Annotated in this window: 13 protein-coding genes; 6 read left to right on the plus strand and 7 right to left on the minus strand. The window is 61.4% G+C overall.

The window, feature by feature from the left end:
- Positions 1–171 precede the first annotated feature (171 nt).
- Positions 172–2631, minus strand: coding sequence for a c-type cytochrome (locus tag H1B37_RS12230; protein ID WP_353620825.1), 2460 nt, complete (start codon positions 2629–2631; stop codon positions 172–174).
- 443 nt (positions 2632–3074) lie between these two features.
- Here H1B37_RS12230 and H1B37_RS12235 point away from each other — a divergent pair, with 443 nt between their 5' ends.
- Complete coding sequence (locus H1B37_RS12235; protein WP_182866943.1) at positions 3075–6623, plus strand: PPi-type phosphoenolpyruvate carboxykinase family protein; 3549 nt, start codon at positions 3075–3077, stop codon at positions 6621–6623.
- A 45-nt stretch (positions 6624–6668) separates the two neighbouring features.
- Positions 6669–7361 carry an NAD-dependent deacylase gene (locus H1B37_RS12240; RefSeq protein WP_182866944.1) on the plus strand — a complete coding sequence of 231 codons (693 nt, stop codon included), beginning with the start codon at positions 6669–6671 and terminating at the stop codon, positions 7359–7361.
- Positions 7362–7433: 72 nt separating this feature from the next.
- Here H1B37_RS12240 and alaS read toward each other — a convergent pair whose 3' ends face one another.
- Positions 7434–10265, minus strand: coding sequence for an alanine--tRNA ligase (gene alaS, locus H1B37_RS12245; protein WP_182866945.1), 2832 nt, complete (start codon positions 10263–10265; stop codon positions 7434–7436).
- Positions 10266–10343: 78 nt separating this feature from the next.
- Positions 10344–11288 carry a hypothetical protein gene (locus H1B37_RS12250; RefSeq protein WP_182866946.1) on the minus strand — a complete coding sequence of 315 codons (945 nt, stop codon included), beginning with the start codon at positions 11286–11288 and terminating at the stop codon, positions 10344–10346.
- A 339-nt stretch (positions 11289–11627) separates the two neighbouring features.
- Here H1B37_RS12250 and H1B37_RS12255 point away from each other — a divergent pair, with 339 nt between their 5' ends.
- From H1B37_RS12255 to H1B37_RS12270, 4 genes are all read left to right on the plus strand, one after another.
- Positions 11628–16088 carry a DUF4332 domain-containing protein gene (locus tag H1B37_RS12255; RefSeq protein ID WP_182866947.1) on the plus strand — a complete coding sequence of 1487 codons (4461 nt, stop codon included), beginning with the start codon at positions 11628–11630 and terminating at the stop codon, positions 16086–16088.
- A gap of 454 nt (positions 16089–16542) precedes the next feature.
- Positions 16543–16818 carry a DNA-directed RNA polymerase subunit alpha C-terminal domain-containing protein gene (locus H1B37_RS12260; protein ID WP_147867038.1) on the plus strand — a complete coding sequence of 92 codons (276 nt, stop codon included), beginning with the start codon at positions 16543–16545 and terminating at the stop codon, positions 16816–16818.
- A 1-nt stretch (position 16819) separates the two neighbouring features.
- The gene (locus H1B37_RS12265; RefSeq protein WP_182866948.1) at positions 16820–17920 is read left to right on the plus strand and encodes a hypothetical protein; all 1101 of its coding nucleotides are present in this window, start codon (positions 16820–16822) and stop codon (positions 17918–17920) included.
- Positions 17917–18342 carry a hypothetical protein gene (locus tag H1B37_RS12270; RefSeq protein WP_182866949.1) on the plus strand — a complete coding sequence of 142 codons (426 nt, stop codon included), beginning with the start codon at positions 17917–17919 and terminating at the stop codon, positions 18340–18342. The genes H1B37_RS12265 and H1B37_RS12270 overlap by 4 nt, the downstream gene beginning before the upstream one ends.
- Before the next feature lie 60 nt (positions 18343–18402).
- On the opposite strand, the gene H1B37_RS12275 is transcribed toward H1B37_RS12270, so the two are convergent.
- The 4 genes from H1B37_RS12275 to H1B37_RS12290 all read right to left on the minus strand — a co-directional run bounded on the left by H1B37_RS12275 (position 18403) and on the right by H1B37_RS12290 (position 24007).
- The gene (locus H1B37_RS12275) at positions 18403–19281 is read right to left on the minus strand and encodes a hypothetical protein (protein ID WP_182866950.1); all 879 of its coding nucleotides are present in this window, start codon (positions 19279–19281) and stop codon (positions 18403–18405) included.
- 211 nt (positions 19282–19492) lie between these two features.
- A complete protein-coding gene (locus tag H1B37_RS12280) occupies positions 19493–20737 on the minus strand; it encodes an SHD1 domain-containing protein (RefSeq protein ID WP_182866951.1) in 1245 nt (414 codons plus the stop codon).
- Between the two features lie 310 nt (positions 20738–21047).
- Entirely contained in the window at positions 21048–22352 is a 1305-nt protein-coding gene (locus tag H1B37_RS12285; RefSeq protein WP_182866952.1) for an SMI1/KNR4 family protein, read from the minus strand.
- 2 nt (positions 22353–22354) lie between these two features.
- A complete protein-coding gene (locus tag H1B37_RS12290; protein ID WP_182866953.1) occupies positions 22355–24007 on the minus strand; it encodes a BamA/TamA family outer membrane protein in 1653 nt (550 codons plus the stop codon).
- Positions 24008–24014: the final 7 nt, after the last annotated feature.

Below are 24014 nucleotides of genomic sequence, written 5' to 3' on the forward strand. Positions count from 1 at the left end.
CCTCCTTTCGATCTCGCCAATTTTCCTATCTCCAAAATCTTCCTCCCTCTCCGCCCTGCCACAACGCCCAGTCGAGCCGATGAGGATGACGCGCGTCAACGCGTGGCACCAAACCGCACGACCTCACGCGGCGTTTTGGGCCGAGTGGGGTCGCGATTCTTCGGCGACCGATCACTCAGCGGCGGCAGCGACCGTCTTGCGATAGATCGGATGCTCGGCCTTTCCGCCGGCGCGCAGGTATGCGATCAGGTCGGCGATCTCGGACGCGTGAAACGAATCGAGCAACCCGGCCGGCATCATGCTGGCTTTGCTCGGCTGGGTTTGTTCCACTTCGTCGCGATTCACTTCGGCCAGTGACGATGGGTCCAGCATGTTGGTCATCACGCGGAGCTTGTTTCCGGACATGTTGACCACGCGGCCCACGATCACCTTGCCGTCGTCGGTCAAGAACTGTGTCGCGCCGTACTGGTCACTGATCGCTTGGTCCGGATGGATGATCGCGGTCAACAGGTCTTTGGGAGAGAACCGACCGCCGGCTCCGCTCAGGTCCGGTCCCAGGATGCCGCCTTGGATGCCCATGCGGTGACACTTGTAACACTGGGCCGATGCGAACACCGATTTGCCGGTTTCGAAATCGGGGGTTCGGTCCGACGCGGTGACGGCGGGCAACAATTCGTCGACGGTCCATTTTTTGACCAGCGGGCGTTGCTCCGACTGGACGCTTTGGACCGGCTGGGGTTTCAAAACCTCGGCCAGTTTCTCTTGCACCGCTGCCGGCACATTGGCCAACGCGGCCGATTTGATGTTGGCAATGAAACCGCCAAAGGACATGCCGCCACGCGCCGATTGAACGTCGTTGAACCAACCGAAGTAGTCTCGGTACAGAGCTTCGTTCCAGCCCTGGTCCGCTTCGCGAAGCGTCAACGCATAGAAGATTTGATTCTCTTGGCTGGGGGCACGCCGCATTTCCTGAACGATCTTCCCGGTCGATCCCGGCGATCGAAGGTACACCAGCATCTGCGCCAGTTCTCGGTCGACGTGATCGTTTCCGGTCGGAAAGACGCCTTGGATCTGCCCGCGAACGGTATCGGCCTGTGTTTCGTCGAATTCACCCAGGCGGATCGCTACAAGGGAATAGGCACGCAGCAGCGCGATCCGACCCTCCACCGATAGATCCTCCCAGTCGATCTCGGCCAGGGCGTCAAAGGCGAGCGTCTGGTCGTCGGGGGTGCCGGTTCGTGCCAGGGCGATGACGGCAAGGGCGCGGGCTTGCGGTTGCCCGATCTTGGCGATTCGTCGTTTCCAACGCATGGTCGGTTGATGTTCCAATGCGACGCGGGCGGCGAATCGAATCGCGCGGTCTTGATGGGCGAGGTTTCGAATCGCCAATCCCACGGCTTTCTTGTCGGCATTACCGACGTGCAGGGATTCGAGTTGTTTTCGCAGCGCGACCAGACGCTGTGTTTTCTCGTCGCGGGAATCGGTCCGATCGGATGCGTCTGCATCGCCACGGTACACGATCCGGTACAAACCGCTTTGGGTCTTGCGGCCGCCGACGGCAAAGTACAACGCGCCGTCTTGGGGCCGGACGACCATGTCGGTCACCGGCAACGGTGCGGCGGTGGCAAAGGTTTCATAGCTGCCGGTGTAGGAGCTGCCGTCGGGAGTCAAATGAACCGCGTGAATGTTGCCATAACTCCAATCGGCGATGAACAGCGCGTCGCGATACTTGGGCGGGTACTTCGTTCCATATCCGAAACAGATCCCGGTCGGAGAACCGGGGCCGATGTCGACGGCCGCACCGAAGGAATCGGGGTAGTATTCCGGCCACTTGCCCGTTCCGTTTCGCCACCCGAACTCGCCGCCACTGATCACGTGATTGATCCGCGTGGGACGGTACCAGGGCGTGCCGACGTCCCATTCCATGTCCGCGTCATAGGTGAACAGTTCGCCTTGGTCGTTGAGCGCGATGTCATATTCATTGCGGAACCCGGTTGCGATCAATTCAAAGTCGCTGCCGTCGGGCAGGAACGACCCGATCCAGCCGCCGGGCGCCATGCGGTCAGCCGCATGACCGCGCGCGTCGGGCATGCGTCCCAGCAAGTGGTCTTCGTCCCAGACTTGGGGGACACGGCTGCGCGCGATCGTCGTGGGCAACTTGGTCATGTTGCCGCCACAGGTGATGATCCGTTTCCCGTCCTGGGACAGGATCAACGCGTGCGGACCGTGCTCACCACCACCCGGGAGCGGCAAGACGAAATCGATTTGATCGAACTGGTCGTCGTCATCGGTGTCGGTCAACCGATAGACACCGTTCTTGTTTTGCGGGCGTCCGTTGACGTTGACGTACAAGGCGTCAAAGGCGAACAACAGCCCCTGCGCCGATCCGATTTCGACCTCCAGTTTCTCGACGCTCGGCTGGTCCGCCGAGACGTCGATTCGATACAGGCTGCCTTCCTGGTCCGACGCGACCAGTCGTCCCTTGGGGTCGACAGTCAAACTGACCCACGATCCTTGGGTGTCGAAGGGGACTTCGTACACCAATTGAACCTCAAACCCGGCCGGGACGCTGAATTGATCGGGCGGCGTCACCCCCAGATCCGCCCGGGCGACGTGTGGGAAAGGGGACACAGCGGAGCAAAGAATCATTGCCGCGGCAACGAGGGTCGGGCACACGCGGGACGTGAAGAACATCACGGTCAATCCAATCCAAAATGAGGGGAGACAGCTGGGGTGGGGAAGCAACCGCCTGGACCGCGGATCATCAGGGGGCAAGCACCGTCGGCATTTCCGTCCGCACGCCATCCGAGTTCCGACACATCTTGTGAACAGCTTCCAGGCGGGTGGAGGCTGCACCCCCGTGGGCGCGAGGCGATTATCACGCCATCATAGCGGCACAACGGTCGGTTCGGCAACGCTAGGAAGCACGGGCATTGACGTGCAGCTTGTCAAACCCAGGCTAAGGATGTACAGGCGCGGTCGGTTCGTGTCGCTGACACCGAAAGTGAGCAGTTACGCATAAGCTACGCTTGCGGTGTTGTGTCTCCGTAATGTCTCCAACCACCCAGATTTTTATGTCTCTTCTTCGTGAAAATCTCTCTCTGTTTCATGACGTTGATCAATTGCAACGTGCCGTTGGTTGGGACAAGTCGATCGCGACCGACCCGGCCGAGCGCGACAATCTGCGCACGTACTTGGTCTTGCAACTGGCGGCGGCCGGGTTGCTCCGCGTGGACGATGAACTCGGCAATGCGATGACCAAGTTCTCGAGCGGGATTTTGGAAAGCATCCGTGAGAAGTCGCGTCTGTTGGCATCGCATCGTGTTCCCGTCGACACGCGCATTGAATCATTTCTCAACGGTTACTTTGCCGACGAACTTCGGGGCGGCCAGCTGCATTTGCCCTCGCGTACGCTGACGTTGGATCGTCATGGGATGGCGCGCAAATTGAGTTTGCCGATCAACGGTGACTCGTTCGAAACAGACTTGGTCAGCTCGTATCGCTGCACCAACGGGGTGCTGAACAACCCGCGTGCCGATCGCCGCACGACGGCGGGGACATTTCATGTCGTCCAAGGCGGGTTGCCGATCCCCGGTGACAAGCGAGCGGTGCCCAAAGGCGTGTTTGTCAAATTGTTCCGTGCGGCGATGTCACCGCCGGAGGATCTGACGCTGCTGCCCTACACCAGCCAGCTGAAACATCCGGCCCACACCTGGGTCTCGCTGTTGATGCGTCCGCTGGTCTGCCCGGCCGTCCCCGGGTTCACCAACGCGTTGACGATGGAGACACGGTTCTTTGCGCCGGCCAGTCTGGTCAGCAACCTTGACTTTGTCGAATCGATTTTCGGCAACGGTGGCGACCCGCTGATTCCCGAAAACGACGCCGGGCTGGACGTGAAATCGTGGACCGGACACACCGGTTGCGTGATCCTGGCGCCGCACCTGACCAAGATCACCAAAAAGGAACTCGGCCTGCCCCACGAAAGCAGCGCATCGGAACGTCAGCGCCGCGACGGCATGTGCTGGAGCGACGAATCGGAATGCTACAACAACGGCACGGCGTTCAAGTTGACTTGCCGCGACCGTCGTGGCGTGGTCGTCACGCTGATCGCGGACAACTACTACGGGTATTGCAAGAAAGAGGTCAAAACCCAAATCAGCTATGCCTGCAACCTGATGGGGCGATCGGAGGAAGAGCACGCCGGCGGTGCACTCGCATTCGCGTCGTATTCGCTGGGTGAAGAATTCCAAATCGATAGCCAGCGTCACAACGGGCGGACGTTTGATGACGTCGCCCGTGACTATGCCGAGTTTGTCGACGCCAAACCCGAGGGCTACGGCGTCGATCGCAATGACGATTCGATCATCTACATTCCCGAAAACGCCAAGGTCACGTTGGAAGAGCGGTGCATCAAATGGACGCGTGACGACCAGGAGCACCGCATTCCCTTGTCGCCCGACCAGATCTACATCGCGCCGAGCGGTTACAAGATCCGGCTGGAAAAGCACCCCAACGCGCCTTCGTGGCGGTTGGTCGGGACGGTCGGCGAAGGCGTTTTCTGCCACAAACCCTGCACCGTCAGTGGTGGCGGTAAAAGCGAGATCAGCAAGAGTTTGCGAGACTACATGCTGTACGGGCCGATCTTCGTCGGCGACCGCGACGATGACTTTGCGAAACTGGACGAGATCTTCGGAAAAGATTATTCCAACCGCTGGTCGGACAGCTACACCGGGCGGACCGACTATACCGATCGACCGAGCCGCAGCGTGTTGAGTTCGGCACGTAGTCTGGGCAGCGTGATCAAACTGCTGACCCCGTCGCCGGATTACAACGACCAGTACAATCAGTGGCTCCGGGACATCCCCGAGCGTGTTTATTCGATGGCGTTGATCATCAAACGGTTCACCAAGGAAGGCGAAGCGGACAATTGGAAAGACCGATTCGGCGTGGACATCGTCAACGGATCCCCGGGCCACGAACTGAAGATCGGCGATCGAGCCCTGGTGGGAACCTACCTTCGTGTGGGATTGGACGAGAAACGTTGGCGAACCTTCAAGGTGCGCCAGGATTTCCTGCCGGCGGCAAAGGTGCAGCGTGAAGACGACATCAGCGCCAGCACCGTCGTCCCGGCTCGCATGATCGAAAACCTCGGTGACAGTGTCGTGCCGGCGACCAGTTACAAGTTCATCGAAAACTGCGAGTACCGCTTGTTCCAACGCCCGGACGATGCCATCCACCGCGGATTGGACAAACAAACCGAATGGGATTTGTCTCGCCCGGCCAACTTCATCAGCAATTTCCAGCCGCTGACCCACAGCGAAGTCGGCGAGATCGTGCGTGACGCGATCGAGTTCGACAAGTTCACCGGACCGATGGCCGATCTGCTCAAGAAAGCCTATGAGCAAGATGACAGCTATGTCGTCAGCACCTCCAACCCGCGACTGGTCGACGGCAAACAGACGAAGAACCCTCGCTACTTGCAAGACCGCCCCGACATGGTGTTCGCCCGCGATACCTATGTGGCCCGACGCGGCATTCAGTTCAACCGGGGCCTGGGACCGGACGAACCGATTCACATTCCGGTCGGAGCGGTCCTGGGCGGACGACGAAACAATCCGCCGGAGCCGGAAAAACGGATCCGATCGTTGGCCGTTTACTCGCCGCTGCATTATCAAGAGCTGCCCGAGCTGGTGATGGATTACCTCTGTTCCTTGACCGGCAAAAGCCCCAGCACCACCGGTGCCGGCAGCGAAGGCGCGCTGACCAAGGGCCCCTTCAACGCACTGATGCCGTCGACCGACATGAACAACATGATCGTGTCGATGATCCTGACCGGGCTGGGGGGATTCAGCACCGCGGCCGGACACATCGGACCGCGTTTCGAAGTCGGACACGACATCTCGTTGCTGGTTCCCGAAGTCTGGTGCCGGTTGACCCCCGAAGAGCGGTCCCCGCAGCACATGATCGACAACGGGATGCTGGAACCGGTCGAAGACTTCACCCACAACGGCGTGGACATTCCCGCCAGCCGGCTCGGTTATCGAATCACCAAACGATTCGTCCGCACCTACATGGCGCGCGTGTTCGACAACCCCAGCAAGGTGTTTACCGAAGACATCCTGAAACCGGAGCTTCAAGATCCCGATTCGTTCGCCGACGGAATCCTGCACATCGCCGAAGCCCAAGCCAGGGTCGCCAAGGTGTACATGGAAGACGGTGGGTATGAACTGGCATGCCCGCCGCTCCGCGCGATCGTCAGCATCTTGGCCACCGGCAAATACGAGGGGAAAACGATCGACGATCCGGAGGTCCGGAACCTGTTCACGTTGGAAAACATGCTGCAAAGCGACTGGTATCGACGTCGCCTGGTTGAACAACAACAACGCGACATCCAACACTGGACCGATTGCATCGACCGAATCGAAGGGGCCATCGAAAGCCTGGACGGTGACCGCCCCAGCATCAATCTGGATCTGGATGAACGCTTGGCGTACGCCAAAGAGCGACTGGCCCAAGCCGAATCATCGACCTACCTGGACAGCTTGGTCGGAACGATCGGCGCCGATCCGATGCGGGTGGCCGCAGACGATCCCGTCATGGCCGATCGCCTGGCCGGCGTTTGACGGCCCGGTCAGGCAAGCAACCTGTCACGCAAGGAAACTGCCACGATGAAAGTTCTGGTCCTCACCGGTGCCGGGATCTCCGCCGAATCCGGGATCCCCACGTTTCGCGGTGAGGACGGGTTGTGGGAAGGCCATCGGTTCGAAGACGTCGCGACGCCGCAGGCGTTTGCGCGAAACCCGGATCTGGTCCACCAGTTCTACAACGCCCGACGCAAGGCTTTGCAGAACGAATCGGTTCAACCCAACGCGGCGCACGTCGCGTTGGCGGAATTCGAAAAACGTCATGACGGCGAATTCTTGCTGGTGACTCAGAACATCGATGACCTGCATCAGCGTGCCGGCAGCCGAAACGTGTTGCCGATGCACGGAGAGTTGCTCAAAGCGCGCTGCATGCTGACGGGTGATCTGTTCGATTGGCGCGGCGATTTGAGTGTCCAAACGCCTCATCCGACAGAGCCCGACTTGGTCGGCACGCTGCGGCCCCACGTCGTCTGGTTCGGTGAAATGCCGCTGGGACTGGAACGCATCGCCGCCTTCGCCGAAGACTGCGACTTGTTCCTGGCCATCGGCACCTCGGCCGTCGTTTACCCTGCGGCCGGCATCGTCGCCGCCACCGATCCGCATTGCCGACGGGTGGAAATCAATCTCGATCACACGCCCCAAAGCGATCGATTCGACTTGACCATTCGGGGCAAGGCGTCGATCGAAGTGCCGAAATTCTTGGAATCGCTGGAGTAGGTTTCCCGCCCGCGAGGCCGAGACGGCTTAAGCCCGTGCCATTCATTCCTGCTCGCTTTTCGCGGCCTCGGATCACGCGCCCAGCTGCTCTCGCATCGCGGTCTTGGCGGCGTCGAGCGCCTCGGGCAGTTTGCTGGGGTCTTTACCGCCGGCTTGGGCCATGTCGGGTCGACCGCCGCCGCCACCGCCGACCATCTTGGCGGCCGCTCCGACCCACTGGCCGGCTTTCAAGCCCTTGTCGACCAGCGTGTGGCTGAGCCCTCCGACCAGCACGACCTTGTCGCCTTGAACGGTTCCCAGCAACACGGCCGAACCGCCGGCAGACTTCTTGCGGATTTGATCGATCCAGCCACGCATCACGTTCGGGTTGGCCCCGGGGACTTCGGCGACGACGATCAAGTCCTCGCCGACCTTTTCGCCCTTGCCGATCAAGTCGTCCGCGGTGATCTTTCCGCCGGCGGTCGCTTGTTTCAGCTGTGTGATCAAGCCGGCGCGATCGGCCAACATGGCATCGATTCGCCCCAGCACTTCTTCCTGCGACACGTTCAACCGACGCGTGATTTCGCGAACGCTGGCCCGCACCGCCGGATAGTCGCTGACGTCGCCGGCGGCGCAGTCTTTGGCGACCGCGAACGTTTCGGCATGCTCGGTGGGTTTGCCGCTGGTGAGTTCTTTTTTCAGTTGCCTGATTTCACCGGCCAATTGCTCGACCGCGCCGCCGGCATGGGCGGCATCGGTGCCGAGTCGCTCGGCGATCTCGCTGAGCAATGTCTGCGTTTGCTGACGATGCTCCAGGGCGCGGCTTCCGGTCAACGCGACGATCCGTCGGGTGCCGGCCGAGACGCTTTCTTCGGCCATCAATTCGAATGTTTCGACGCTGCCGGAATTGGCGACGTGGGTGCCGGCGCACAGTTCCTTGCTGTAATCGCCGATGGAAACCATCCGCACCGGGTCGGGGTACTTTTCCCCGAACAGCATCATCGCGCCGGCCTTGCGGGCTTCGGCCAGCGGCACGATTTGCCAGGAGACCGCGGCGTTCTCACCGATCCGCGTCATCACGTCGCTTTCGATCTTGACCAGCACGTCGTCGGGGATCGGTTTTTGGTTGGTGAAATCGAACCGCAGCCGATCCTCTTCGACCTTGCTGCCCTGTTGTTGGGCGTGGTCGCCGATGTTGGTGTGCAAGGCGTGGTGCAGGATGTGGGTTGCGGAGTGGGCGCGAGCCAGCGCGCCGCGGCGCTCGGAATCGACGGTCGCCGTGCAGGTTGCGCCTTCTTTGATTTCACCCTTGGCCAGCTTGCCGTGGTGGACGATCAACCCGCCGTGTTTTTGCGTGTCGTGGACGACGAACTTAAAATCATCCGACTCGATCACGCCGGTGTCGCCGATCTGGCCGCCGGATTCGCCATAAAACGGCGACTCGCTGAGCACCAGGCGGAACTCGGCGTCGCCGGGGCGGCCGATGTGGCTGAGCAATTGTCCTTCATCATCTTTGTCTTTACCGTCGCCGGTGATGATGCCTTTGACCGTCGCGGTCGCTTCGGTGGTGTCGTAACCGACGAACGGGGTTTCCCGCAGTGCTTCTTTGAGCGTTTCCAGCGGCCCGGTTTGGAACAATTCGACTTGGCCGGCACCGCTGGCGATCGCGTGTTCGTGCATCGCGTCGCGATAGCCCGGCCAATCGAAGGTGAAATTCTTTTCGGCCGCAAGGGTCTGCAACAGTTCCGGCGGGACGCCGTAGGTGGTGTTCAATTCCGCGGCTTCTTTGCCGGGGACCATCACCGCGTCCTCTTCGTTCATTTCCTCGAACAGTTGTCCGATGCGTTTCATCCCCCCGTCGATGGTCCCGAAGAACGCTTTCTCCTCGGACTCGATGACTTCGCTGACCCGCGCGATGGTTTCGCCCAGTTCGGGATAGGCCGCATGGCTGGCCTCGGCGACCGCGGGAACCAGTTTGTGCAAGAACGGTTCGCGGAGATCCATTTGGTAACCGTCCAGCACGGCGCGACGGATCAGTCGGCGGACGACATACTTTGCCTTGTCGCGTCCCGGGTAGACGTTTTCGTGGATCGAAAACGCACAGGCGCGGGCGTGGTCGGTGATCCGACGCAGCCGTCGTCCGTTGTCGCTGTCGGCGTCATAGTGCACGCCGACGACATCGGCCGCGGCATCGACGATCGGCCGCAGCGAATCGATATGGAAGTTGGTCGAAACGCCTTGCAACACGCTGGCGGTTCGTTCCAGGCCCATGCCGGTGTCGATGTTTTGGCTGGGCAGGGGTTTCAGGTTGTCCGGCGGATCGCCGACGCGATTGAACTGGGTGAACACCAGGTTCCAGATTTCGACGTCGCTGCCGTCGTCCAGGTGATAATAGATTTCGCTGCACGGGCCGCAGACCCCGTCGGGGCCTTCGCTGGGAGCCGAGGCGGGCCAAAAATTTTCGTCTTCGTCCATGCGGACGATGCGGTCATCGGGCAACCCGATCGATTCCTTCCAAATCCCGTAGGCTTCGTCGTCGTCCTTGTAGACCGTCACGGACAGCTTGGCGGGGTCGATCGCCAGCCACTTTTTGGCCGTCAGGAACTCCCAGGCCCACGCGATGGCTTCCTTTTTGAAGTAGTCGCCGAAGGAGAAATTCCCCAGCATTTCGAAAAAGGTGTGGTGAAAGGCGGTGCGTCCGACGTTGTCGATGTCGCCGGTGCGGAGGCATTTTTGGCAGGTCGTCGCGCGGGTGAAATCGAGTTTCACCTTGCCCAAAAAGTGATCCTTGAACTGGTTCATCCCGGCCGGCGTGAACAGGACCGAGGGGTCCCAGGTGGGGACCAAGACGTCGCTGGGCTTCCGGACGCAGCCCTTGGTTTCAAAGAATTCGAGATATTTTTCGCGGAGTTCGTCGGTTTTCATGGGTCAACGCACGGAGATAGAAAGGAGTGCAGTGCTGCCGATGATATCGGATGGACCCGATTTCTCGTAGCCGGAGCGTCACAGCTTTTCGGCCGGGGTGGGGACGTTGGCGATCCGGATCAGCAACACGGTTTGTTGCTCCATTTGATCGACGTTTTTGCCCCCGAACATCTCCCTGCCAAGCCCCTTTCGGTCGGTGGTTTCGGAGACGACAAACAGGTCGCCTTCGCCGCCGGAAAGCTCGAATTCCATCGAATCGAGCGACCAGGATTGACGGCGGACATCGATCCGCAACGCCGCGTCGCCTTGGACCCAATCCTGTCGCATGTCCCCGTGCTGGATCTCCGGACGCACCCGCAGACGGATTTGCGAGGCCGCCCCGCCGGACTGGGGCCTCACGGCCAGCAAGAACTGGGGGTCGCGCAGGGTCCGGCCGATCGGCTGGGGATCATCATGGACGATGACCACTTGGTCGCCCTGGACCGGCAGCCGCACTGGCAATTCATAGCGTTTTCCCAATCGCATCGGGATCGTCTTGGTGCCTTCGGATTGATGGCTGGAAACCGCCACCGAGCTCAGGAAATCGGCCACGACGTCGGGCGGCTGGGCCGATTGCAACGCGTCCAGTTTGCCGACCAGACGCTCCGGCTGGGCCGCCTTGCCGATCCGCAGACCGTTGTGGCGAAGCACCGTTCGGGTCTCCGGTGACAACACGGTCTCGTCGACCCATTGCCACATCGATTGCAGCTGGTCGGGATCGGCCGGATCGAAGCGGATCTGAACGAAACGGGTTTCCAGCTCGATCGTACGGGTGATTTTCTTCAGCGGCAGCGCGGGGCCGCCACGGTCCGACGAACGGGAATCGTCATGTCCCGACCAGCTGGACCACGACGCGCATCCGACCGGCAGGATCGCGAGGGCGAAAATCAGCGGGATTGCCAGATGAAAATGACGTCGGCAGGACTTCCGATGGCGACTTCGGCGATGCGGGCCAGGAATTCGAATTGGTCGCAAAGTGGACATTCGCGGCATGGGGCAAAAAATGGCGGATTCGGATTGCCAGCTGCGAGGACTCCTCGCGTCGTCCACTACGGATTACCCGATTGAGCTCCACAAACGATTCGGGGCGGCGCTGGCGGCCAAGGCGAAACGTCGTTTCACGCCCTCGGGACTACGATTTTTCCGGTATCCGCGTCAACCCAAGCCCGCGGCAGATTCCTCTTTTCGTGAAACACGACTTTCACTAAAGTTCCCCGATCCCGCATCCCAGCTGCTTGATCCCCGCAATCGCCGAAATGAGATTTGGACGTCGATCGGGCAACTGAAACTGTATTGTTGCTGTGGCCAAGGAGGAGCCCGACCATGTTGTTGGACCGGATCGATATCGACACCCACGGCCCCCTGACTCGTGTCGAGCTGGGGCCGTTTTCAGAATCGTTGAACGTGATTTGCGCCCCCGAGGGGTCTGGGAAAACCGCGATCGTCCGGTTCGTTCGCGACTCGTTGATTCGTCGCGAATACCCGCTGGGCATGATGAGTTCTTCGGCCGGCCGCGTGGTCTGGGCCGATCGCAACGGAAAAATCCACTGCCGCCGCGAGCACGACGGGACCTCCAGCGGACGCCGCACGATCGAATTCGAATCCCGCGGCGAATCGGCACACCGATTCGATTGGCTGCACGGCAGCTGGATCAACGGGATCGCCGACTCGACCGATGCGACGCGTGCCCTGGAATCGATTCGGATTCCCGAGTCGATCGTCGACGGCATCCTGACCGACACCGCCGTGACCAGTGTTTCACGCGTCATCAGCGCGTGTCTGCGCAGCGGACTCGGCGACCCGGCCCTGTTCGCCGGTTTGCCGGTCGGCCGATCGGCCGTCAGCGGACTCTCGCCAGCCGAAACCGCCGACCGACAGACGTCGCGGCGGGCGATGCGCGACGAATTGGCACGGATCGAAACGGAATTGGCCTCGCTGGAACTGTCCACCGACGGCTCGGGGAACGCCTCCGGATTCGTCGATCCGCGTGAACAAGAATCGATCGCGGCCCGCCGCCGCTACCTGCAGTCGCGGCTGGAACAGCTGCGAACCGCACAACTGCGTTCGACACAGCCGACTGCCACCGGCTGGCCGGTCGAGGGCGAATTGGCCGAGCTTCACGATCAAATCTGGCAGCTGCGTGTCCGCCACAGCGAGCTTTCTCGCTGGCTTGCGCACCTGCAATCCGATCGCAATCGGGGCCGCTACACCGCGCCGATCACCGCATCGCCCTATGCCCGCCATGCCCACGCCGATCTGGCCGGCGCTGCGGCGGTCACGCCGGCCACGGCGTTTGAAATGGATGCCCAACTGCGTCGCAAGCTGATCGATGTCGACGCCCAAATCACGCGTTGGCGACGCGTGATGACCGAGCTGTCGGGTTTGCGCGAGGTCATCACTTCGGATGCACTCCGCGGGGATTTTAGCCGAGCGTACGCCGAACCGGGCACGTTGCCGATGTCCGAGCACGTGCTGCGTCGCCAGCGCATGCATCACTTTCTGTCGACGCTGGACCACCATGCCGCCGATCCGTCGATGATGCCGTTATGGGGCGCGTTTGCCGCCGACGGCCGCGCGACGCGTTGGCCGGACGAGATCGACCTGCGTATCGAAGCAATCGTGCGACAAGTCGATTGGCTGGCCGCACGCTACGATCAACCGCATTCGCCCGCCTCGGCTTGGTATCGCGACCTGCCGAGCGATCTGGCCTATCGCGGCGGCGGATCCTTGGTGCAATCCTTGCGTGCGATTCGCGAAGACCTGCAAAATGTTCGCCGCCAAGGATTCCGGTTTGCCGCACACGTCGAACAAACCCGTGCCGCAGAACGGGCGATTGCAATGCGCCGAGAACACGACGTGTACGACTTGCGACGCAGCGAGCAGTGGGTGATCGCGACGATCGAGCGGTTGCTGGCCTATCGCGAAGGTTTGGTTCGCAACCGCCAGCTGGCCGAATTGGTGCGTTATCCGTCTTGGTTGGATGACACCTACCACCGGCAAACCTGGTCGGCCTGGTACATCAACCACCTTGACGGCGAATCGCTCGCACGCAGCCGAGAATTGGAGCAAGTCACCGCGCAACTGGATCGATGTCTGGCCCGTGCGGCACAGTTGCGGCGTCAGACGGTGCACCAATTCGACGCCGCCCCGAACGTCGGCACCGCGCTGGATCCCGTGCTCGGATCACCCGACCTGGGTGAACTTCCGCTCGGCGGTCTCGGGGCCGATCCGGTCCGGCTGCAAGCGGTGATCGACGCCACGCTGGCGGAACTACGAATGTTGGAGCAACCTGCGGTGCCGGTGGCGACCGAATCGCCGCGCGTGCAATGGCTGAAACGTCGACGTGCCGAATTGATCAAGACACTCGGCGTGCCCCATGCCGCGGCCCGTTCCGGGTCACCACTGGCCGACGAGGCGAGTCAGTGGCTGGTGCGACTTTCCGGCGGCCGACTGGCGCGATTGGATTGGAGCAACGCCGATTTCACCACCGCTCCTGATCAAGTCGCCGCCGCGTCGCACCTCGGATTTGCCAAAATCGATGGCCGCGACGAAGCGGCCTGCCCCGCCGTCGACCGCGCGTTGGCGGCGTTGGCACTTCGCATGGCCGCATCCGATCTGCTGGCCCGAACCGGTCGGGCGATCCCGCTGGTGATCGAACTGCACCGCGAATTGGTGCGCGAATTGGTGCGCGAATTGGTGCGTGAATTGCCACGCGAATTGGTGCCAGAACCGATGGGCGACCACGGCATCGACGCGTCCCAGCCGATCAACCTTGCCGTACTGGCGGCCCTGGACGACTTCACCAAAAACGGTCGGCAAGCCATTTTGCTGGCCAGCGATTCGGCGTTCGCAGATCAAGTGGGACGCCACGGAGGCCAAGTGTTCACAATTCATGGGCAACGGGTTCAACACCAACACCGCCCGCTGTGGAGTCCACATTTTTCGCCGGAAGGCTACACCGGGCCGCACGCCACGTCGCACCTGCCGCCGGATGCATCCGACCCACTGCCCCATAGCGACGCCTTTGTCGATCGCTATCACGACCAGTATTTCGATCAGTTGCCGATCGGTGCATCGCTGGCCGATATCAATCGCAACCTGGACACGATCTGGCAGGAGGCCTACGGGATCTCGCCTTACGCCGATGTGGCGACCTACGCTGCCTCTCACCCAGCGCATGCAGTGCATGCAGCGGCATACGGTGCCGGTCCCGAATCCGCTGCCGGATTTCCCGCTGCGGCGCGCCCGCCCTTCATCGAATCGGGGACCGACTCGGGGCACTGGCACGACGGCTATTACTTTGCCGATTCGTACACCACCGCGCCGGCGACACATTCGATGCCGGCCGCGAATGACCGCGGTCCCCGACCGGCGAAAGACGGTTCCAAAATGCAATCGGGTCAGCGACCTGCGGCGTCGCCGTTTTTCCTGACCGTCGACAGTCCGATCGATCAAGCACCCTCGATCGATGCGGTCGCCGCGGCACGTCTCCGCCGACTGCAAGTCACTCACATCAACCACTTGATGAACCAGGACCCCAATCGGCTGGCCGATTCGCTGGGGCTTGCCGGCGTGACGGCGGCAACGATTCGGCGCTGGCAGGCGGAAAGCCGTCTGGTTTGCCACGTTCCCCAGCTGCGTGGGTTTGACGCGCGGGTGCTGGTCGGATGTGGAATCGCCGACGCCGGCCACCTGTCGTCGATCGATCCGGTCGATCTGCTCGATCGTGTCGAGGCCTTTCTGGCGACCGAACGCGGACAGCGGATCCTGCTCAGCGGGACAAGCTACGAACTTTCGCGTATCACCAGCTGGATTGCGGCAGCCAACGTGAACACCGATGACAATCCGCTCGGTGTGATGGCGGACCGGCAAACGGTCAACGGTCGCGTCGTCCGCCAACACCGCGACGGGAAAGCGATCGAGGAAAAATTGGATAACGATCGTTACGAATACGAATTCGTCGATGATCACGGCCAAGTGGTCCGAGCCAGTTCCAATCGAAACCGATCCACGCGACGTTCGGCCGGCCGATCCGAGCGTCGGGGAAACCTGGCTGGTCGCTCTGGTGGCAATGGCGTCGGTAACGGCATGCGGGCAGCCAACGAGGATTCGGCAAGCGACATTGAGTCGGACCGCGGACGGCGCTCGAGCCGCCGGCGTGACGACGCGCCCCAGCGCTCACGCCGTAGCGGACCTCGGGCTGCATCGGAAAGGTCATCGGGTCAGCGACGTCGATCGGAACGGCGACATGATTCGGCCGCAACCGGATCTGGCGATGAAACACGTTCGCAGCGTCAAAGCCGACGCGAATCGCGATCGCAGCGGACCGAAGCCGATGAACTGGAGCTTCGCTTTTACCTCCAGCGTGAAAGCCCGGTCGTGGATGCACCGTCGATCGGGTCGCGGATGGCCGAGCGGCTGGAAGCGGTCGACATCCTGACCGTCGACGATTTAATTTGTGCCGACGCGGCGGAGTTGGCCGAGCGGTTGAATCGCCGCCGGATCGACGCCGACGTGATCACGGCCTGGCAAAATCAAGCGATCCTGGTGTGCCGGATCCCCATGCTGCGTGGACACGATGCACAACTGTTGGTCGCCGCCGACATCACGACGCCCGAAGAAGTCGCCGAATATGACCCCGGCGACCTGCTGGAGTTGATCGACCCGATCGCCCGCAGCAACGAAGGCCAGCGAATCCTCCGCGGCGGACAGTTGCCGGATCTGGAGGAGATCACCGAGTGGGTTCAATACGCCGGACTTAGCCGAGAGTTGGTGGCCGCGTAGGTGTTGTGCGGTCAAATGGCCTCCCCGTAGCGGAACGCGCCAAGCGTTTCGTTCTGCCGCCAGTTGCCTGTAGCGGAACGCGCCAAGCGTTTCGTTCTGCCGCCAGTTGCCTGTAGCGGAACGCGCCAAGCGTTTCGTTCTGCCGCCAGTTGCCCGTAGCGGAACGCGCCAAGCGTTTCGTTCTGCCGCCAGTTGCCCGTAGCGGAACGCGCCAAGCGTTTCGTTCTGATCTCGCCCGTGCCGAAAGTCTTGGCGACTTCCGCTACATCGCGCTGAAAGCCGTGGCGACTTCCGCGCCGACCAGATGCTAGCATTTAGTGGTTGCCACGCTGCGCGAGTGATTCCCGCAAAACGGTGAATTTTCGATCACAACTCTTTGCCAACTGGCGGATCATCGCTTACGCTCTCGGCAAATCTTGCCACCCTTCATTTGCCCGACCAAAAGGAGTTTGGAATGAGCACCAGAATTCCGCTAAGCCGTGCCGACGAGGAAGCTCGTCTGCGTAAAGAGCGTTTGGATTTGAGTATTGCTGAGATGGGCCTTTCGGTTCGCACGACGAACTGTCTGGAAGAAACCGGAATTTTGACGGTCCGTGACCTGTTGGGCGCGACGCCCAAGCGGTTGCTGTCGATCAGTAATTTCGGCGAAAAGACACTCGGCGAGGTGTATGCGGCGTTGGAAGAATTGGGATTCTATCGCCCGAGTCGTCGACCACAGCAACCCCGCTGATATGGCGCGCTTTCTTCGACCCTGGAGCAAGAAACGGGGAAAGCGTTTCATCGGCACGGAGCTCCGCAGCCTGCTTTGGGAAACCGCGTTTTACAGCGGCGTTTTCTTGGTCGGCGTGTTTGTCGTGTCGTTGGTGGTGATCAGCCAGCTGTCGTCCTGGGACCAGCTGGAAACACTCAAAGAGCTGACGAAAATCCAGCCCGAGGATGTCACGCCGCCGGAGCTTGAGGGCGGCGGACTGGCGAGCTGGATTTTTGGCATTCTGGGGTTTGCCGCGATCGGTTCGGGGGCTGGCGGTTTGATTTACCGCTTGGTGCGTGTGGGGGCCAGCAACGAGCGGCGCTCGGCACTGGCCAAACGGGCTTCGTCGATCGAGATCATCGTCCCCTCGTCCACTGACATCGAAAAGATGCCATCGGTACCGCGCGGCAACGCGCTCACCGACAGTCCGGGCGAGCGGCTGACGTACCGATTGGCGGCCGAGACGACGTCGGGCAACGACTTGGTCGGGCCGGCGCTGTTGGCGTTGCTCTGGAACGCGGTTTGGTTCGTCTTGCTGGCCGTCGTGGTGCTCGGATTTTGGCATTCCAGCCCGCGTTATATTTTGACGGGGCTGCTGATTCCGTTCGGCGGGATCGGTTACTGGTCGTTTCGCTACTTCTTGGCTCAACTGCGTCGCTCGGCGGGGATCGGGCCGACGATCGTTGAAATCAGCGACCACCCACTCTACCCAGGCTGCAAATATCGCCTGTTTGTGTCCCAATCGGGGCGTTTGCGACTGCGTCGACTGCACGTGCGCGTCGCCTGCGAGGAAGAAACGGTGTACCGTCAGGGGACGGATGTCCGAGTGGAGCGTTACGAAGTTTTCACGCAAGAATTGTGTGCCGAACGCGATGTACGAGTTGACCCGCAGGCACCTTGGGAACAACAATTCACTTTAGACCTTCCATCCAATGTGATGCATTCCTTTGTCGCCTCGCACAATGCCGTCAGGTGGAAAGTGATTGTCTCTGGAGAAGCCCGTCCGTGGCCATCGTTCTGCCGAAGCTATCCCGTCGTCGTTCACCCACCCGGCTTGCCTCCGAAACGCAACCCGCGGTGAGTGTTTCATTGTGCCGCGAGGACGGCATCTACGAAGGTGGACGGGAACTGACCGCGACGTGGCGCGTCTCGCGGGTCACCCTGGATGCGCTCAATGCGATCGAGGTCTCGGTACTGTGGTACACCGAAGGCAAGGGCGACACGGATCTGCACGTGCATCATTTCCAGCGCTACGAAGCAGAGCAGATCCGGCGGTTCGGGCTGGCCGACAAGCATCCCTTGGTCTGTCTGCTGCCGGCCACGCCGCTCAGTTATCACGGCCGGCTGATCCGACTGCGTTGGTGTGTCCGGATGCGGTTGTTCCTCAACGACGGACGCGAGATCGTCACCGACCAGCCGTTTTACCTGGTCGCACCCAATTCGATCCAAAACGGCACCGCGATCGTCGTCGGCGACGAACGACGGAGCCGGCCCGGAAAGTAGCACGCATTGAAGTCTTCGGCCGCGGACCTTCACGGGCCGCACAAACGCCCCGACCGCCTCTTATTGAATCACGCGCTCGCGCGACGAGACACCCCAATACATGAAGTGCGGTTGATCTCCCACGTACGGCACGGCGCGGTCACACTCCCAGACCCGGCTGCCCTTGTAATCGAGCTGGAGCGGTAAATTGCTCAATTGTGCCGCCGCGAAACGCCACTGCGGCCCCTCGGTCGACTCGACCGCTTCGATCAACAGGATCAATTCGGGGTCGGTCCCCATCACAAACGCAAACACCGCCCCATCGATGACCTGGTGTCGCTGGCTCTGGTAGCGATAAAGCGGTTGAGCGAGCAATCGCAGCGATCCTTGACCATCGGGCAACCCCGACGGAATGATCGCCTGAAAATCTCTGGCCAACCGACGCATCTGCGTCAATCGCAGGTTCACCGAGGGTGCCGGTGGTGGGCCGCCGGGAATCTTTGCCGGACGGATCCCCGGTTGCTCGGTGATCCAGTCCGGGACGATCCCGCGCGGGCTTTGACGCCGTTCGTGCTGGGAGTGAATCGGGGCCAGGGACAACGAATGGAACTCATGCGACAATCGCCGCCGCGTCGAATCGTCCGGTGAGACGACCGACCAAATCGCACCGACCACCTCCGGCCGCCCGTCGCTGGTCCAGACGAACGCCGCCCCATGAGTGTCGCGGACACGAACCGGGTTGGTGAAGGTCAGGATGGGCGTTGGGACCAGCTGCAACACCTCCGCGTCGTCACCGCGGCGAATCATCTCGTACGCGGCGGCTTCTTCGCGGTACACCTCGGCCCAACGTTCCCGTTGATCCGACGTCGGCACGTCGTCCTGGCCCGCCACTTGCCCGGCCACCGGCGCGATGGTCAGGATCATGGCGAGCAACAGCAGCGTTTGGATTCTCGGCGACATCGTCACGCTCCGGATCGGGGGATCAAAGGAGGACTGTCAAAATAGGCGTTACGTCTATTTTGTAGTCGGTTCGCCAACGAAGTGCAAGGATTGTTCGATCGAACAGAGAGGACGAAGACGACAGAGAGGCCCTCTTGGTCCCATGAGGCGCACGATCCGCGGCCCCGCAGTCGGCGGCGGGTGAGTCGCACTTCATATTCGGAAACGGTTGCTACTGCCCGAATGCCGGGTTGCGGGCTCCGGGGGCGGGGCCCAGGCCGGGGGCGGCTTGATTTTGCATCATGGTGGCGGTCATCACGGCTTGCGTCAGCGCGGCGTCGAACTCTTGTTGATTCGTCGCGTCGAGCATGGGCTGGAGGAACTGATTGGCCATCGCCGAGATCATTCCGGTCGCCTGGGCCATCTGTTGTTGTGAGGCTTGAAGTGCCTCCTGATTGTTCTCGAATTCTTCAGCCAACCCTTCGGCCATCGTGCCGCCCTTCTCTTTCCACTTTGCCACGAACTCCTTCGGCACCCAACGTCCGTTGTAGGCGACCAGCTCAACGACGGTCGTGCCGCCGTCCTGTTTGGGTACGGTGATCGTTCCACTGGAATCATCGATTTGATCAACAACGATCTTGCTGGTGAATTGTTCGATCATCCCGGGCGGGGCGGATTGGACCAATGCGTGCAGGTGGCCGCCGATCCGAGGGCCGTAGTGATCGACGTAAGCGGTGACCGATTGGTCGACCGCCATCTGTGAATGAAAGGCACACTGCACCAGTTCGTAAATCAAGCCAGTGGCCGGATCATAAAGCGGCTGGACCATCTGCATCACTTGCGGCGGCGCCATCTTCAACATCGGCGTGTTGAGAATGAACGGTTTCTTGCGGATCAGGATTTCACAGACCTTGTTGGCCACGTCCTCGATCGGTTTTTGAGCCTGCACCTGCATTTCGATACTCGGACGCATTGCCGTGCGGACTTCGGCACTATCGACTTCACGGCGAACATCGGCGGGCAACGCGTACCAGATGACTTCGGGGTGTCCGGCCAGGACCTGCTGGACAACGAAATCAACGGTCTGCTGCAGCGATCCGTTTTCGGGAAACGCCGGCATCGGCGGGACGGATGGGACGGCGGGTGCGAAGTCGTGTTGCTTGGCGGCCGACGAGGATCGGGGCGTCGCACTTGGCGTCGCGTTCATCGCCGGCTTGGCCGCCGCCGGGTTTTGTTTCGCCGCCTCGTACAACTCCTTGGCTCGATTGCGACTGGCGTCGCTCAATCGGTCAATCGGCACCTTTTTGGTCGAACCGTCGGCCAGCCTCAACACGACCGACCGGCCCTCAACACCCACGTATTCGGCATCGATTTGGAATTGTCCGGTGTTGTCCGTCCAGGTTTCCGCGTGGAGGTGTTGAGGGATTGCCAGCAGGAACAGTGGCAGTGCGAACAGCAAAGGAAGGGGACGCTTCATGGTGAGTCGCTAAGTTTTGAGAGCGGAAATGGCGGGATCGCAAACCACGCGGAATGCCGGGACGAGAGTGACAGGCCGGATGGAGCGACGATCGGGGCGCCATTATAGGAGAAACGGCGTCAGGGGGGCTGGACGGCGTTTGATCGCACGACAGACGCTGAGTTAAGACTTCACCCTCCCTGGCAGGGAGGGTCGAGCGCAGCGAGGGGAGGGTCGGTTCTCGGCAAGCGACACTTGCCCCGCGAACCCTCTCTGGCGTTTGCTTGCTGCGCAAACGCCGTCTCTCCCCGAGGGAGAGAATATCGCCACTTCAGATCCCGTAGCGGTCGCGGAAGCAATTGCGGTGCGTTCGAGCCAGTTCGCCTTGGGCGGCCCTTCCGGCCGCGTCGGCGCTGATCGCGATCTGTTCGAGCAATTCGGCGAAGGCGAGCATCGGTTCGGCGCCCATGTCCCACCCCGCGCGGACCCACAGCTCATGGGCTTTCGCCGGTGCGGCCTGTCGGGCGAGCGATGCAAAATGCTCACGGATTTGATCGCGTCGTTCGCTGGCACACGCGATGCCTAGCCGTTGGAAATAATTCTTTTCGATCGGATCGGTCGGCTGGTAGCCAAGCTTCATCAGTCGCGCGGCGGCGAATTTTTGGCCTTCGCCGCTAAACCCGTGAGTCCGCACACGCACGGTCTGGTCGGTGAAAATGGAGCACTCTAGACCGCGACGGTAATGCTCGATCGCCGCGGCGAGATTCCCGGATCGTTCCTGACTGTACCCCAGCAAATCCCAGCCCCATCCCAAATCCGGTGCGATCTGGATCGCGCGACGACAATGCTGGGCGACAGCGTCCCAGTTTTGTTGATCCAGGACTTGTTGGTGCGAGACGTCGGACGTGAACAACTGATCGATCCATTGCCGGTCCATCAGTCGATTGTCAAACAACGCCCGTTGGACTTGTTCGGCATCGTCGACCTTCAAGGCTCGAACGGCGTCGTCGCTTAGGAACGGATTCTCAAGCGCGTCGATCACCAATTGGCACAGCACCGCGGGCTGGCAGATGCCGCGACGGACCATTTCGTCGGCCAACTCGGCCCCACGCAGTGGTTCAAGCTCGCGCACCGAGCGGTGTTCCAATCGGCCAAGCGCCCAGCGGTTCAGTTGCTCGCAGGCCCCATCGTCGTCATCGACCGCAGAGCCCGCGGAGATCGCGTGGTCGCGGCCGCTGCCGGGAAGCCGGTGCCGGACGTGGTCGAAATAAATCGCTTCGGCCAACGAGTCTCCCCACGGGATCCAGTCGCCACCGCCGTGATACCAGTGAACGACCTGCGCCGCGGTATTGTCGGCGGCCATGCGGATGCACAGCCAGTCGCCCATCGTGTTGGTCAGGATCGGCAGAAAATCGCAGGGCATCAGCGCCGGCCAGATCGCCGACGGGGCGTCGTCGATCAGCTCGGCGGGCGCGATCGCCGATGCGAATCGATTCCCGCCGCTGCCGTCTGCGAAACGCCAGATTTCGTTGTCGAACCATCGCACCAAGTCGTCGGACAGGACGCATCGAAACCTCGCTTGGATCTGGTCGCTCCAAGACCCCGAGGCGGCGGATGGTTGAGAAAGTGGTGGCAAGGTTAGCGAATCATACTCATGTAAAAGCTGAACACACGCTCGTTATCAAAGTCTGACTTGTTGACCGGGTAGGCGAAGTCGAACGCGAGCGGGGCCGGCCCGAGCGCCGGGATCGCGACACGCAATCCCAAACCGGGAGCGACACGAAACGAGTCGGAATCCAGTTTAACACTGCTTTCGACGGTACCAAAGTCACAAAATGCGACCCCACGGAAGGCATCGTCGGCCGTGATCGGAAACATGTACTCGACGGAATTGAGGAATTGGAATTCACCACCGACGCCAATGAAGGGATTTCCGCCCGTACCGCCCACCACGGGGCCTGCACCGCGAAAATCAAAGCCTCGCAGCGTCGCATAACCGCCGGCGAAGAAGTTTTCAAAGATCGGCGTGTCGTTGCCGCTGAACCCGATTTGCGTGCTGTAAGAAAATGTTTGTTTCCCACTTCCGTCGGCTCGCGATGCCAGCAACCAGTACTTGCGGTACTCCAGCTCGATTCGCGAGTAGTCGTAATCGCCGAACGTCTCCTCGAATTGAAATTGAAAGTAGTGTCCCTGGCTGGGCTGAATCGGGCTGTCGCGGGTGTTGTGCGTCAACGTGATGCTGCCGCTGTACAGTTCGTTGTCGCCTTGGGCATCGGTCAATTCTTGATACTCGGCCGCATCGCCGGGGGACAGGATGCCGGTGTTGAGTGCACGAATGTTGCTCAGGTCGACATTTTGGCCGCTGATTCCGACCGCCAGCGACAGGTCGGGCGTGATTCGGTAGCCGAGTGAAAGCCGGCCGCCGAGACGGTTTTCGTCCCAATCGTCGTAGCGGCGGTCGTACAGAAAGCCGCTGGCGGAAAAACTGATCGGCAGGTAACCGAACAGGTTCGGGTCGGCGAACTGCAGACTGTAGCGATCGAAGTCGCTGCCCGGTGCCGCTTCCAAGCGAAACGTTTGTCCCGCACCGCGAAACGCCGTCCCGCCGAATAGGTCTCGGAATGACCGCGGCCAACGCATGATGTCAAAGTTGCGTTCGTCGATCGTGATCTGCCCCGTGACGCCCGCGTCACTGTTGACCGCACCGCCGAACATGATCCGTCCGGTCCGCGCGGGGAAACCGTTGACGATCAAGTCCGCGACCCGAACGTTGGGCGTGTACACCGGGTCGGTGCCGATCGGCGGAAACGCCGTGCCGCTGCCGGGCACCGATTGGCCGGGCATCAGCGTTCGTTGTCGCGGTCCGAATTGAGTCGGCGGAAACGAGGTCTGTTGGACAGGTTGCCCGGTGGCGGTGGCTTGCGGCGGTGCGACTTGTGGCGCCCCCGCGTAAGCTTGTTGGGTACCCGCGTAAGCTTGTTGGGTACCCGCGTAAGCTTGTTGGGTACCCGCGTAAGCTTGTTGGGTACCCGCGTAAGCTTGTTGGGTACCCGCGTAAGCTTGTTGGGTACCCGCGTAGCCCGGTTGCTGTGTCGCATACGCCTGTTGCGTGGGCGTGTAGGTTCCCGCGGCGGCGCCGGTTCCGTACGGGTTGTACTGCGCCGCCGCTGGTGATGCGCTGATCAGCAGGATGCCGGCGAGCACCGTCAACCGCGCCGCCACTCCGCGCGTCATCGGAACGTTGATGACGGCTCGTGGAGCCAATCGTTTCGGCAAATCGTTCGATTCCATTCGGGGT

Origin of the sequence: Stieleria mannarensis (genome assembly GCF_014154935.1) — a bacterium.
Taxonomy (GTDB): Bacteria; Planctomycetota; Planctomycetia; order Pirellulales; family Pirellulaceae; genus Stieleria; species Stieleria mannarensis.

Bases quoted from the DNA above. Each gene is read 5' to 3' on its own strand.
- H1B37_RS12260 (WP_147867038.1), top strand. From the start codon at position 16,543: ATGAGCACCAGAATTCCGCTAAGCCGTGCCGACGAGGAAGCTCGTCTG.
- H1B37_RS12240 (WP_182866944.1), top strand. From the start codon at position 6,669: ATGAAAGTTCTGGTCCTCACCGGTGCCGGGATCTCCGCCGAATCCGGG.
- H1B37_RS12235 (WP_182866943.1), top strand. From the start codon at position 3,075: ATGTCTCTTCTTCGTGAAAATCTCTCTCTGTTTCATGACGTTGATCAA.
- alaS (WP_182866945.1), bottom strand. From the start codon at position 10,265: ATGAAAACCGACGAACTCCGCGAAAAATATCTCGAATTCTTTGAAACC.
- H1B37_RS12265 (WP_182866948.1), top strand. From the start codon at position 16,820: ATGGCGCGCTTTCTTCGACCCTGGAGCAAGAAACGGGGAAAGCGTTTC.
- H1B37_RS12250 (WP_182866946.1), bottom strand. From the start codon at position 11,288: ATGTCCACTTTGCGACCAATTCGAATTCCTGGCCCGCATCGCCGAAGT.
- H1B37_RS12290 (WP_182866953.1), bottom strand. From the start codon at position 24,007: ATGGAATCGAACGATTTGCCGAAACGATTGGCTCCACGAGCCGTCATC.
- H1B37_RS12275 (WP_182866950.1), bottom strand. From the start codon at position 19,281: ATGTCGCCGAGAATCCAAACGCTGCTGTTGCTCGCCATGATCCTGACC.
- H1B37_RS12255 (WP_182866947.1), top strand. From the start codon at position 11,628: ATGTTGTTGGACCGGATCGATATCGACACCCACGGCCCCCTGACTCGT.
- H1B37_RS12280 (WP_182866951.1), bottom strand. From the start codon at position 20,737: ATGAAGCGTCCCCTTCCTTTGCTGTTCGCACTGCCACTGTTCCTGCTG.